The sequence below is a fragment of the Methylomonas sp. MS20 genome (assembly GCF_050275925.1).
GTDB classification, from domain to species: domain Bacteria; phylum Pseudomonadota; class Gammaproteobacteria; order Methylococcales; family Methylomonadaceae; genus Methylomonas; species Methylomonas koyamae_A.
In genome coordinates this window covers 306849-319890 of sequence record NZ_CP189962.1, presented here as the reverse complement: position 1 = coordinate 319890, position 13042 = coordinate 306849, and the positions used below count along the sequence as shown (strand labels likewise).

The following is a 13042-nucleotide window of genomic DNA, read 5'->3' as shown; positions in this document are numbered from 1 at the left end:
CATGAGCTTACAAGACCGCATCATCAGTCACTTCTCCGACAGCATCCAAACCAAGCAAGATTCGATGGCCAGTTTGTGCGAGTTGATCGAATTCGCCTCGCAGAAAATTGTCGAGGCCTTGGTCAACGACCGGAAGGTATTAACCTGCGGCAACGGCGGCTCGGCCGGCGACGCCCAACATTTCTCGTCGGAAATGCTGAACCGCTTCGAGCGCGAACGGCCGGCCTTACCGGCGATTGCGTTGACGACCGATACGTCCACCATCACCTCGATAGCCAACGACTACCACTACGACGAAATCTTCGCCAAACAACTCCGCGCGCTGGGACAGGCCGGCGACATCTTGTTGGTTTATACCAGTAGCGGCAATTCCGGCAATATCGTCAAGGCCGTGAAAGTCGCGCACGACCGCGACATGACCGTGATCGCGCTGAGCGGCAAGGATGGCGGAATATTGGCCGGCGCATTGAACGAAGCCGATATCGAAATCCGCGTGCCGTCCTATTCCACGGCCCGGATTCAGGAAGTCCACTTGTTGATTTCGCATTGTTTGTGCGATTTGATCGACCACCAATTATTTGGCGGCTAACCTAAGCGATCGAGCAAGAGTTTGACGGAACGCGGCCGGCGCGCGCCGGCCGCTTGGCGGCCTTAAGAGCTAGCGGCCGGAGATAAACTTGACATCGCGCTTGCCGACCCCGCGATATAGCTGGCGCGGCCGGCCGATCTTCAGCTCCGGATCCGAAATCATTTCGTCCCACTGCGCGATCCAACCCACCGAACGGGCCAGCGCAAAAATCGCGGTAAACATCTCGGTCGGGATGCCCAGCGCCCGCAACACGATACCCGAGTAGAAATCGACATTGGGGTAAAGTTTTTTCTCGACGAAATACGGATCTTCCAGCGCGATGCGTTCCAATTCCATCGCCAGCTTGAACAGGCGATCGTCGTTTAAATTCAATTCGTCCAACACTTCGTGGCAGGTTTGCCGCATCAGTTTGGCGCGCGGGTCGTAATTTTTGTAGACCCGGTGCCCAAACCCCATCAAGCGGAACGAGTCGTTTTTGTCCTTGGCCCGCGCCACGTATTCGCCAATTCGGGAGACATCGCCGATCTGCTCCAACATGTTCAACACCGCTTCATTGGCGCCGCCATGCGCAGCACCCCACAAGCAAGCGATGCCCGCCGCGACGCAGGCATAGGGGTTCGCCCCACTGGAACCCGCCAGACGCACCGTCGAGGTCGATGCGTTTTGTTCGTGATCGGCGTGCAGGATCAGGATGCGATCCAGCGCGCGGGTAAGCACCGGATTGGCGATGTAATCGTCGTACGGATCGCCGTGCATCATGCGCATGAAGTTTTCGGCGTAACCCAAGCGGCGCTTGGGATATATGAAGGGTAGGCCGATGCTGTACTTGTAACACATCGCCACGATGGTCGGCATTTTCGCGATCAGCCGGATTGCCGACATGTAACGATCCTCACGACTGTTGATGTCCATGACGTCGTGATAGAAAGCCGACAGCGCGCCGACCACGCCAACCAGCACCGCCATCGGGTGGGCATCGCGGCGAAAACCGTTGTAGAACTTGGTCAATTGTTCGTGCACCATCACGTGTTGACTGACCGTCGTGACGAAATTCTTCATTTCCGCGCCGTTGGGCAAATCGCCGTTCAGCAATAGATAGCAAACCTCCAAAAAGTCGCATTTTTCAGCCAATTGCTCGATCGGATAGCCGCGATACAGCAAGACGCCCTCGTCGCCGTCGATGAAAGTGATCTTGGACGTACAACTGGCCGTGGAGGTAAAACCAGGGTCGTAAGTAAAATGGCCGGTCTGCGCGTACAGCGAGCGAATGTCGATCACCGAAGGCCCCAAGGTACCGGGCATCACCGGCAATTCGTAGTGCTGGTCCTGATCGTCCCGTTTTATCGTCACTTTTCTGTCAGTCATCGGGGAATTCTCCTGAAAGCTTGCGTTTAATGGCGGTGATGCAGCTATTCTATTGCAAACAGCAAATAAACACAGCCGAAAATCGGGATTGTTCACGAATTGACTATTTACTGATAACCGATAGTTGCGGACGAATCCATGCAAAAACCCGGCCGGTATTTCTCCAGTCAGCGCTGGACTCACTAGCCGAGGAAGGCCGATAATCCGTGAACCGCAAAACCGGCCTTCGCCCCGCCACCAAAACACCATGTCCAGCTCAACCACTTCCAACCCATTAGACCTCGCTTGCTTTCCAAGCAACTACGTCGAAGCGCGCCAGGGCTGGCTAGCGGCGGCGGAATTAAGCTTGCATTGCGAGAGTTTGGATTTTCCCTGTCCCGGCCAAGGACCGGACGGCGCGGCCTTATTCACGGACAGCATTTGGATAGGACCAGCCGATGCCGAACAAGTGGTGGTGATTCTGGCCGGCACCCACGGCATCGAAGGCTACGCCGGTTCGGCGGTACAAACCGATTGGTTGCACCGTTTGAGTGCACAACCCTCGCTGCTGCCCAACGGTGTCGCATTAGTGCTGGTGCATGCATTAACGCCGTGGGGTTATGCCTGGTCGCGTCGCTGCGATGCCGACGGCGTCGATTTGAACCGCAATGCAATCGATTTCTCCCTACCGCCACCCGACAACCCGCATTACCGCGAACTGCGGCCGATCTTGTTCGAAGCCGATACCGGCCGCCGCCAACAAGCGTTCGCCGAATTCGCCGCCCGCCACGGTCGAACCGCGCTGGAAATCGCGATCAGCGGCGGGCAATACCTCGATCCGCTCGGGCCTTTTTACGGCGGCCGCGCGCCGGCTCACGGCCGTAAGGTATGCGAAGCGTTGATTTCTCGCTATCAACTCAATCGGCGCCGGCTGGCGGTCGTCGACATCCACACAGGACTAGGAGCCTACGGTTACGGAGAAATCATCTGCGACCACGCGCCGAACAGCATCGGCTCGACGCTTGCAAAAACTTGGTACGGCGACGCGGTGACCTTACCGGCGGCCGGCACCTCGAGTTCGGTACCAAAATGGGGTTTGCTGGATTATTTGTGGCACGCGGCAATCGGCGATGCCGGTTGCTACGTCACGCTGGAGTTCGGCACCTACGCCACCGATGCGCTGTTCGATGTCTTGCTGCAAGATCATTTGCTTTGGGCGCAAACCGGCAACGACGCGGCTCGCCTGATCCACCGCGACGCGATGCGCCGGCATTTCTGTCCGGAGGACCCGGTCTGGCGCGAACAGGTACTGTTTCGCGCCCGTCAGGTTATCGGCCAAGCACTAGCCGGGCTGGCACGATGACGACCGCGATACGCCCGGCGCTGCCGACCGATCTGGAGGCGCTGGTCGCGCTGGAAAACGCCAGCTTCGCCACCGACAAACTCAGTCGGCGCAGTTTTCGGCATTGGCTGACCAACGAGCATCGCGCCCTGCTGGTCGGCGAATTCGAACATCGGATGGCGGGCTACATTTTGATCATTTACCATCCCGGCACCCGATTGGCGCGAATTTACTCGCTGGCCGTGGCGCCGGAGTTGCGCGGCCACGGCATCGCCAAGGCCTTGATGACCGCCGGCGAACAAGCCGCTCGCGACGACGGCAGGCTTTATCTGCGCCTGGAAGTCAGCGTCGATAACGCGGCGGCGATCAAGCTCTACGAAGCGCTAGGCTACCAGCGTTTCGGGGTCTATCGCGATTATTATCAGGATCACAAGGACGCGCTGCGCTATCAAAAACGCATCCGCCGTTACCGCGACAAACCGCAGCACCGCTCGGTGCACTGGCTCAGACAAACCACGCCGTTTACCTGCGGGCCGGCCGCGCTGATGATGGCGATGCACGCCTTGAACCGAACCTACCAGCCGTCGGCCGACGAAGAAATCAATCTTTGGCGCGAGGCCACCACAGTCTTCATGACCTCCGGCCACGGCGGCTGCCACCCGCTCGGTTTAGCGCTGGCGGCGGGCCGGCGCGGTTTTCACGTGGAAACCTGGATCAACCAAACCTCGACCTTGTTCATCGACAGCGTACGCAGCGACGAGAAAAAACGCGTCATCGAACTCACTGATCAATATTTCAAACGCGAAGCCGAGCGTCGGCAAATACCGGTACATTACGCCAGCATCAGCCAGGCCGATCTAATCGCCGCGTTCGAGACCGGTGCAATTCCCTTGATTCTGATCAGCACCTATGCGATGGACCGTAAGAAAGCCCCGCATTGGGTCGTCATGAGCGGCTACGACAACGATTGCTTGTACATGCACGACTCCGACCCCGACGACGGCCGGCAAAGCGACCTGGATTGCCAGTTCATCCCGATCGCCCGCGAGGATTTCGAGCGGATGTGCTGTTTCGGCAAATCCAGGCTGCGGACGGCGGTGATTTTAAAACCCGACTCCGCTCTCGCTCACAAAACCCAATAAACGCGAGCCGCGCCGAAACCGGCATCGAAAAACGCCGCCAGTTTCGACAAATTTCGAGCTGCATTTTCAATTGGCCCAAGCGCCGGTCTTGCGTGCTTTTTAGGGCGAAGCTCCCTCTCGCGGACAGGCGTGTCGAGCCGTAAGGAGTTAAATCAAGGCGAACCGCCTCTGTGCGTTTGCCGCCCAGTTAACCCTCCGACGGAGTACGCGAATCAATGACGTTGTTTCCGACAACCGACCAAATACTCGCTCAGACTGACCGTCAAGCTGCTGTCTCGATCCATATCCGCGAAGCGGCGCAATACTTCGCCATCACTGTTGCCCAATGCGGTCACGGCGAACTCCTCGCTGCTTAACGCACCGCTGGCATCAGCATCAGCCAAATTGAAAACTTCGGTTTCCAAAGTCAGCGCCTTCCCGGTCTTGCCGACGACGAATTCGCTAAGCGAAATGTCGGCGCTATCATCCGCATCCAGTTCGTCGAAACGAGTGTCGGTCAAACCGGCGATATAGGTCTGGTACTCAGCCAAGGTCAAGTCGTCGGCGGTGTCGGTATTGGCAGCCTCGAACTCGGCGGTCCGTAGCGCGGTTTGCGACGATTTGGCGTAAGCCGGCGCACTGCCGACCAACGCGATCAAGAGACTGGAAATCAGCCATGCTCTAGTCATGATTAAAACTCCTGGTTTTCGTTGGAATGTGGCGACGGCAACGCCGTCGCCGGTAGCCGGCCAAACCGAATAGAGGGAAGTTGCGACTTGACCGGCCAACGAAATACTAGAAGACATCGCCTTCGACGGGGCCACCGAAAAGGTAAAAGCAGGTAAAACTTTGTTAACCGCCGTTCCAACGCCAAAGTCGCGGCAGGCTCGAACCCAAAACTTGGTTCGCATCCATTGTAAGCGAGGATTGCAACGAAATTACTTGCGTGGACAGCCACGCCGACCACACTTGCACGACATTCAGCGATACCATCGCTGCTTCGGGCCGTTTTTTCGAGATTGGCTAGCGCACCGTCCAGGCTAGAACGATTGCGTTAAGGACAGTGGAAAATGCCTAAGGGCGCTGTAGATATGGGGCCGAGACGGTTTGATATCCCTTCGCGGCGCCAGGAAGTCAGTTCAAGTGCTTAAGAAGTCAATTGAAAACGAGTGGCAACGCCGACGATCTATTTTTACCGTAACTCACGGCATTCAGCTCCCCTTGTAATCGTGAAAGACAAACCATCGGTGCCAAGCATTTAAAAAGTTGGCGCCAGCCATCTCCTCCAGTTTGTAACCCGGGTACCACGGCCGATGGCGAGGGATGAAAATGCTGATTTCCCTACGCGTCCGCAGCCGCTATACCTGCGCGTACACTCCGCCGGGGAAATCATCTGCGAAGTCCAAAGCACGCCGATAGCATCCGCCACCAGATGCGGGCCGCCTTCAGCATTCCGTTTGCGCTCTAAAATCCAGCTGGTAATAGCTTAGCAGGGCAAGTTTAAATTGATCTCAACAAAGACAATTCCGGAACAACGCTGAAGTTTTCAAATGCCCTGAACCGTTTCGAGCCAGGGAAGCGGCGTGATCCACGTTGTCAGGCAACCGCCGGTTTTATACTTGAGACTATCGATGACAATTGACAATCACGAGGGATTTTCAATCATTTTGGAATGGTCGGAGTGAGAGGATTCGAACCTCCGGCCCCTGCCTCCCGAAGGCAGTGCTCTACCAAGCTGAGCTACACTCCGATGCCGTCTTGGATGGCTTATTCTAACAAAGATGGGTAGCTTCGGCGCAAGCTTTTCGCTAACCAGAACCGAATCGAGTAAGGAGAGGGAGTTTAGCGCCGCCCATCTGGATAGCGAAGCTGGCACCAAACCGGATGCGGCTCATAAAAGGCCGCCGACATCTCGGCGGCCTTTCTCCGCATTAAATAATGCTAACTTCTTCGGCCTGCGGACCTTTAGGGCCGCGACCCAATTTAAACTGCACGTGCTGGCCTTCGTCCAAGGTTCTGTAACTGTTGTTCGGGTTCAGAATGTTTTTGAAATGAACGAAAACGTCCGGGCCTTGTTTTTGCTCGATAAAGCCGAAGCCTTTATCCGCGTTAAACCATTTGACGACGCCGGTGGTGAAAGTAGTAGACATGATAAGTCCTAGAAAAATATTAAAATTTGGCCTGCGATAGGCCGGTAACGCTGGTAAATGCTGGAATTACTAAATGAAGAACAAGGACGAATGTCTAACTTACCGACACCGATTTGATAAACAAAGGTAAAAACGTATTTTCTAGCTGACCTTATTCTAGGCTGATTCGCCGGCTTGTCAATCTAATTCGTGTCTTTAAACGAGAGATGACGTACCCTGACATTATTTGTTGGAGGATTTTAGCTTTGACGACCATTGCGGCCTGGATACGCCCCTTGCTTCGCTTTGGGTACTACGCGGAAGCCGGTGCCGCTATCCTGTTTTTCGGCAGCCTGGCCCATTCGCCAGATTTGCACGACGCCGGCGTTGCAGCGTTGGCCGAATTGATCGAACAAGGCTACCGAGTCCCCAGCGAAAATGATCCGGTACGAGTGTTTCCGACATTAACGAACGGCCAATTCAGCGCTAGCCATGCCGGCGGCTGGCGACCCGGCGCCATTTACCTGCGCCAGCAACCGCAAGGCGGTTTGGATGCGGCAGTCTATCTGCGCCACGAGCTGTTTCATGAAGCCAGCCATCGCAGCTGCGGGGGACTTTGGCCGACCTGGATCGAGGAAGCCGCCGCAATGCGCTTTAGCGGCGAACTATCCAACGTCGATGCCCCGTCTCAACTCAATGCTGCCGAGTTGGAAGCCCTAGCGGCAGACATCCGCTCCGGCAATCAATTGAGCGCTAAAGCCAGATCGTTACTGGGCCGCCTCGCGGTGACAGCTGAATGGCCGGCGCGCGCCTGTGGCGCGCCGCCACAATGGCAATCTTGGTTGGGCTCCAATGCGAGCGCGGGAGCAGGCTACTTACTGATGAACTTGATTTCGGGGCGGATTTTGGACCAAGGCGGTGACTCGCAAACCGCTTTGCCGCCGGGCTCGTTATTGAAGATTCCCTATGCGGCCGCATTGCGAAACGCCAATCCGGAAGTGCTGACCACCGAATTAGCGACCAGCGACACCGACAAATTGCTACAACGCCGCGCCCAATTTCAACCCGACCTTTACCGACGATTTTTGCCGGAAGCTTCGCGGCCAGCTCCACCGACAGCCCAGATTGACGACCAAGGTTGGCGCGTGTTTTTAGGCGAACGCGACGCCGACGGCCGCTTCCCGATCGTCGCCGACTTGCCCGAATTGGCGCTGACCATGCGAGCCGCCATGTTAAGCCAGCCCAGCTATTTTCAAGGCCTAGCCCAAAACGGTAGTCTTCCGGGTTCGACCTTGGCCGCTCGTCCCGACTCCGAGCTAGCGATATTGCGCCGATTACAGGCAATGGCAAAAACCGGCACGGTCTCGAGCGCGGACGGCCAAGCCGAGATCGGTCATCTGATGGTGGCCTGGCCGGCCGGACATCCGGTCTATTTAGCGGTTTTCCGCCAGCGCGGCGTCAACGGCGCCGGCGTCCTAGCCTATGCGTCGCCGCGGCTGCAACGCTGGCAACAACAATATCCCGCCGAATTCGCCGCCGTCCGGGTACGCTTACTGTCCGCCACCGAACGCAATAGCTGGCAAGCCGACGCAGACTGCCCGGAACTGAACGGGCCGGCCGGACGATTTAGCCGTTGCGGGTCGTTTACACTGGTATCCAGCGCGCGCGGCAGTCGTTCCGTTCGCTTGATTGCGGGTCTATTGAACGACGTCGGCGACGGTCCCGACATTTTGGAAACCGACGCGGAAACCTATGCCGATGGCGTTTTGTCAGCCGAGGCGCAAACCTTGACCGGCAGTGCCCGCCGAGCGATGCGAGCCCTCGTGATTTGGAACGGCAGCCACGGCAAGCATCGCCACTCGGAGAGTCAGGCTCTGTGCGATACCACCCATTGCATGGTGTTTCTGGGCGAGGCGCCAAACGCCCATTCCCGTAGCGGAGAGCGAACCGACCCCAACTTGTTGCGATTACTGGATGCGCTGGCGGACGGACAAACTTGGCTGCCCTTCGCCAACGGCGGCGACCGACGCTGGATTCGCCAAATCGCGGCCGCGGAATTGGAAGGCCGTTTCGCGGAACAACGCATCGACGCTATCCGCCGCGAACGCCGCAAAACCGGCGAATTGTTGGTCCGCCTATACTATCCGGAAAGCGAGGAGGTCCTAGCCTGCGAAGTATTCCGCAATACCCTCAAATTGCCGTCCTGCCCGGACCGGATCGAAGCACTCAGTGGCGGGAGGGGCTGGCAATTCGAAGGCGTGGGCAGTGGCCACGGCCTGGGATTGTCGATATTGCGCGCCCAAGCCCTGGCTGAAGCCGGTTACAGCGCCGAACAAATATTACGCGACGCCTTTACGGCGGCCGGCGAATAATCCGGCGCGTGACGTCAAACGCATTCGGCTGCGTCACTCCAACGACAAGCGGTAAGGCCGCATTGGCGAAGCGTTAAAACCTTCCCGCCGATAAAAGTCTTGCGCCGCCGCATTCTCCGCGTCGGTTAACAAGGTAATCCGGCGGCAACCGCCGGATTTGGCGTGTGCGATGGCCGCTTTCAGCAATCCTTGGCCTATCCCCGACCCGCGCCGATTCGCGGTCACCACCATATCTTCCAGCCATGCCACGCGCCCGCCGAGCGCCGTGGACACCGTGTATAGCAAGCTGACCATGCCGACAGGCCGGCCGTCTTCCCGCGCCACCAGGATTTCGCCGATCGTCGGATCACCTATGATGGCCGCCAACCCTCGCTGTTGCGCCGTCGAATCCGGGCAAAATTCGGCTTCTTGATCGAAGAGCTCAGTCAACAAATCGCTTAGGACCGCGATGTCGGCCGCACAGGCCAAATCGATCCGCATAGTGTCGTCTCCTAATTCGAATCGGCCAGTGTAACCGAATTTTCCGAGTAACCATCAGCGCTGGTCGGTTGCCATCCGCCGCGTTCGAGGGGGCTTTTGGAGTATAATCGCAGTATTTTTTAATCCCTTAAAATGGCTTGCGACGTGACGACGACCAACACTGATGTCTCTACTTTTCAAGGCCTGATTCTGACCTTGCAACAATACTGGTCGGAGCAGGGTTGCGTGTTATTACAACCCCTGGATCAGGAGGTCGGCGCCGGTACCTTCCATCCCGCGACATTTTTACGCGCCATAGGCCCGGAGCCTTGGAACGCGGCTTACGTCCAACCTTCGCGCCGCCCCACCGACGGCCGCTACGGCGAAAACCCCAACCGCCTGCAACATTACTATCAGTTCCAGGTCATCATGAAGCCGTCGCCGGACAACATCCAGGAATTGTATCTGGGTTCTCTGCGCCATCTAGGCCTGGATTTGCTGGAGCACGACATCCGCTTCGTCGAGGATAACTGGGAGTCGCCGACCCTGGGCGCCTGGGGGCTGGGTTGGGAGGTCTGGCTAAATGGCATGGAAGTCACGCAGTTTACCTATTTCCAACAAGTCGGCGGCCTGGAATGCAAGCCGGTCAGCGGCGAGATCACCTATGGCCTGGAACGTATTGCCATGTATCTGCAAGGCGTGGAATCGGTGTTCGATCTGGTCTGGACCCGCGGCCCGCAAGGCGTAGTGACTTACGGCGACGTATTCCACCAAAACGAAGTGGAAATGTCGGCGTTCAACTTCGAACACGCCAACGTCGATTTTCTGTTCCAATGCTTTGATACCTTCGAAGCGGAATGCCAAAAACTGCTCGAACAAAACCTGCCCCTGCCCGCCTACGAAATGGTCTTGAAAGCCTCACACTCATTTAACTTGCTCGATGCGCGCCACGCCATCTCGGTCACCGAACGCCAACGTTACATCTTGCGCGTGCGCAATCTGGCCAAGTCGGTCGCCGAAGCCTACTATGCCCGCCGCGAAGCGCTGGGTTTCCCGATTCTGGCCAGACAAGGAGCGTAATCATGAGCACCAATGATTTGTTATTCGAGCTGGGTGGCGAAGAACTGCCTCCAAAATCCTTGAAGAAACTCAGCCAGTCTTTGCTGGACGGCATGGTCGCCGGCTTGAATGACGCCGGCTTGAAATTTAGCGAGGCCAAGGCCTACGCGACACCACGCCGTTTGGCCGTGATCATCCGTAACCTGGACAGCCAGCAGGCGGATAAGGTGGTCGAAAAGCGCGGCCCAGCCTTGCAAGCGGCCTACGGTCCGGATGGCGCACCAAGTAAGGCGGCACTGGGCTTTGCGTCCAGTTGCGGCGCCGGCTTCGAGCAACTGGAAAAACTGGAAACCGATAAAGGTTCCTGGCTGATTTTCAAACAGGCTGTCAAAGGTCAAGCGACCTCCCAGCTTATCCCCGACATCATCCGCAAAAGCCTGGCGCAACTGCCGATCGCCAAGCGCATGCACTGGGGCAATTACGACCACGAGTTCGTGCGACCGGTGCACAATGCGGTGCTGCTATTCGGCGACGACATTATCGAGGCTGAGATCCTGGGCTTGAAGACCGGTCGTCATAGCTTCGGCCACCGCATGCATGCACCAGCGCCGATCGAGCTAAGCCATCCCAATGAATACGTGGACAAACTGTTGGCGGCGAAAGTGACGGTCGATTTCGAACAGCGCATGCGGCAAATCGAAACCGGCGCCCAGCGGGCGGCGACCGAACTGGGCGGCATCGCGCATATCGAGGCCGATTTGCTGGAAGAGGTCGCGGCCTTGAACGAGTGGCCGGTGCCGGTAGTCGGCAATTTCGATGCCCGCTTCCTGGAATTGCCGCAGGAAGTATTGATCACGACTATGCAGTCCAACCAGAAGTACTTCCCAGTCAAGAATGAAAACGGCGGCTTGCTGGCGCACTTCATCACCTTTGCCAACATCGAAAGCTCCAATCCGGCGGCGATACGCGCCGGCAATGAACGCGTGGTGTTGCCGCGCTTGGTCGATGCCGAATTCTTCTGGAAACAAGACCGCAAGCAATCCCTGGCCGATCGCGTCGACAGCCTGAAAACCATCGTCTTTCAAAAAGACTTGGGCACCTTGCTCGACAAGACCGAGCGCATCGCCCATCTGGCCGGCTTGATCGCCGAAAAACTCGGCGCCGATGTCGCGTTGGCGAAACGCGCGGCCTTGCTGGCGAAAACCGATTTGCTGACCAATATGGTGAGCGAATTTACCAACCTGCAAGGCACGATGGGCCGTTATTACGCGGCGGCGGACGGCGAGGACTTAGCGGTCGCTAACGCCCAGGAAGAACAATATTTCCCGAAACAATCCGGTGGCGAGATTCCCAAGGCGGCTATCAGCGTGGCGCTGTCCGTGGCGGAAAAAATCGACACCCTGGCCGGCATTTTCAGCGCCGGACTGATACCAACCGGCGACAAAGACCCTTATGCCCTGCGCCGCGCCACCTTGGGCATTTTGCGGACCTTGATCGAAAACGGCCTGGATTTGGATGTCGTCGAATTGCTGGATGCCGCGCTGGCGCAATTCAGTCATACATTCGACAAGGCCGAAACCCGAAACAAGGTGACTGGCTTCATCTTCGATCGTCTGAAAGGCTATTGCTTGGATCAAGGTTTCAGCAACGACGAATTCGAAGCGGTATTCGCGGTTAACCCGACCCGTCCGTTCGATTTCTGGTTGCGGATTAAAGCGGTGCAGTCCTTCCGCGCCTTGCCGGAAGCCGAAAGTCTGGCCGCCGCCAATAAACGCATCATCAATATCTTGAAGAAGTCCGAACAGCCGGTTTCGGAAACCATCGGTAATCTGGCCGAAGCACAGGAAAAAAATCTACTGGTTGCCGCCGAGGAATCGGAAACCGCGATTCTGCCACTGCTGGCCGAGCGCAATTATCCGCTGGCGCTGAGCCGCTTGGCGCAGCTACGCGATACGGTCGACGCGTTTTTCGATCACGTCATGGTCAACACCGACGACATAGCATTGCGCAACAGTCGCCTAGCCTTGCTGGCCAAATTGTCCAACCAGTTCTTGCGGATCGCCGACATTTCCAAGCTGCAAGCGTGACGGACCGTTATGTCATCCTGGATCGAGACGGCACCATCAACGTCGACTCGGATACCTTCGTCAAGTCGCCGGGAGAATGGCAACCACTACCCGGTAGCCTGGATGCCATCGCCTTATTGAGCCACCATGGTTTTAAAGTCGTGGTGATCAGCAATCAATCCGGCGTGGCGCGCGGCCTGTTCGATCTCGCAACGCTGGAGGCGATACACGCCAAGATGAAACAGTTGGTAATCGACGCGGGCGGCAAGATCGAAACAATCTATTTCTGCCCGCACGGGCCCGACGATGCCTGCGATTGCCGTAAACCCAAGGACGGGCTATTTCGCCGCTTCGCCGCCGACTACCGCGCCGACTTGAGCAAAATCTACGCGGTCGGCGACTCGTTCCGCGACCTGCAAGCCGCCGAAACGGCCGGCGCCAAGCCTATCCTGGTCAAGACCGGCAAGGGCCTGAAAACCATGCAAGATCATCCAGAACTTTACTGTCCTATCTTCGACACTCTTTATGACGCAGCCAACTTCATCGTCACGCAAAGCTGAT

The 13042-nt window shown here is 57.3% G+C and carries 11 protein-coding genes and 1 tRNA gene; 7 read left to right on the top strand and 5 right to left on the bottom strand.

Annotated elements, in window-relative coordinates; translation table 11 throughout:
* Position 1: 1 nt before the first annotated feature.
* Positions 2–589: a phosphoheptose isomerase gene (locus ACQE3D_RS01410; RefSeq protein WP_064025363.1), complete on the top strand. Its 588-nt coding sequence runs from the start codon at positions 2–4 to the stop codon at positions 587–589.
* 69 nt (positions 590–658) lie between these two features.
* Here the strand turns inward: ACQE3D_RS01410 and gltA are convergent, their stop codons facing one another.
* Positions 659–1954: a citrate synthase gene (gene gltA / locus ACQE3D_RS01405; protein ID WP_064025365.1), complete on the bottom strand. Its 1296-nt coding sequence runs from the start codon at positions 1952–1954 to the stop codon at positions 659–661.
* Between the two features lie 247 nt (positions 1955–2201).
* Between gltA and ACQE3D_RS01400 the strand changes: the two genes are divergently transcribed.
* The gene (locus ACQE3D_RS01400) at positions 2202–3296 is read left to right on the top strand and encodes a DUF2817 domain-containing protein (protein WP_313729298.1); all 1095 of its coding nucleotides are present in this window, start codon (positions 2202–2204) and stop codon (positions 3294–3296) included.
* Positions 3293–4417, top strand: coding sequence for a GNAT family N-acetyltransferase/peptidase C39 family protein (locus tag ACQE3D_RS01395; protein ID WP_313729299.1), 1125 nt, complete (start codon positions 3293–3295; stop codon positions 4415–4417). The genes ACQE3D_RS01400 and ACQE3D_RS01395 overlap by 4 nt, the downstream gene beginning before the upstream one ends.
* Before the next feature lie 212 nt (positions 4418–4629).
* Here ACQE3D_RS01395 and ACQE3D_RS01390 read toward each other — a convergent pair whose 3' ends face one another.
* The 3 genes from ACQE3D_RS01390 to ACQE3D_RS01380 form a co-directional block, all read right to left on the bottom strand.
* A complete protein-coding gene (locus tag ACQE3D_RS01390; protein WP_139306335.1) occupies positions 4630–5085 on the bottom strand; it encodes a hypothetical protein in 456 nt (151 codons plus the stop codon).
* Positions 5086–6069: 984 nt separating this feature from the next.
* Positions 6070–6146: transfer RNA gene (locus ACQE3D_RS01385), tRNA-Pro, on the bottom strand.
* A 181-nt stretch (positions 6147–6327) separates the two neighbouring features.
* Positions 6328–6546, bottom strand: coding sequence for a cold-shock protein (locus ACQE3D_RS01380; protein WP_064025375.1), 219 nt, complete (start codon positions 6544–6546; stop codon positions 6328–6330).
* Positions 6547–6791: 245 nt separating this feature from the next.
* Between ACQE3D_RS01380 and ACQE3D_RS01375 the strand changes: the two genes are divergently transcribed.
* Entirely contained in the window at positions 6792–8897 is a 2106-nt protein-coding gene (locus ACQE3D_RS01375; protein ID WP_313729300.1) for a hypothetical protein, read from the top strand.
* A 33-nt stretch (positions 8898–8930) separates the two neighbouring features.
* On the opposite strand, the gene ACQE3D_RS01370 is transcribed toward ACQE3D_RS01375, so the two are convergent.
* Positions 8931–9377, bottom strand: a complete 447-nt coding sequence (locus tag ACQE3D_RS01370; protein WP_313729301.1) for a GNAT family N-acetyltransferase — start codon at positions 9375–9377, stop codon at positions 8931–8933.
* A gap of 144 nt (positions 9378–9521) precedes the next feature.
* Here ACQE3D_RS01370 and glyQ point away from each other — a divergent pair, with 144 nt between their 5' ends.
* From glyQ to gmhB, 3 genes are read left to right on the top strand one after another with little or no spacing between them, the layout of a single operon-like run.
* Positions 9522–10436 (top strand): glycine--tRNA ligase subunit alpha, encoded by a 915-nt coding sequence (glyQ, locus tag ACQE3D_RS01365; RefSeq protein ID WP_064026492.1) that lies wholly within the window; start codon positions 9522–9524, stop codon positions 10434–10436.
* Positions 10436–12502 carry a glycine--tRNA ligase subunit beta gene (gene glyS, locus ACQE3D_RS01360; protein ID WP_409521105.1) on the top strand — a complete coding sequence of 689 codons (2067 nt, stop codon included), beginning with the start codon at positions 10436–10438 and terminating at the stop codon, positions 12500–12502. Before glyQ ends, glyS begins: the two co-directional genes overlap by 1 nt.
* Positions 12499–13041 carry a D-glycero-beta-D-manno-heptose 1,7-bisphosphate 7-phosphatase gene (gmhB, locus tag ACQE3D_RS01355; RefSeq protein ID WP_313729303.1) on the top strand — a complete coding sequence of 181 codons (543 nt, stop codon included), beginning with the start codon at positions 12499–12501 and terminating at the stop codon, positions 13039–13041. The genes glyS and gmhB overlap by 4 nt, the downstream gene beginning before the upstream one ends.
* Position 13042: the final 1 nt, after the last annotated feature.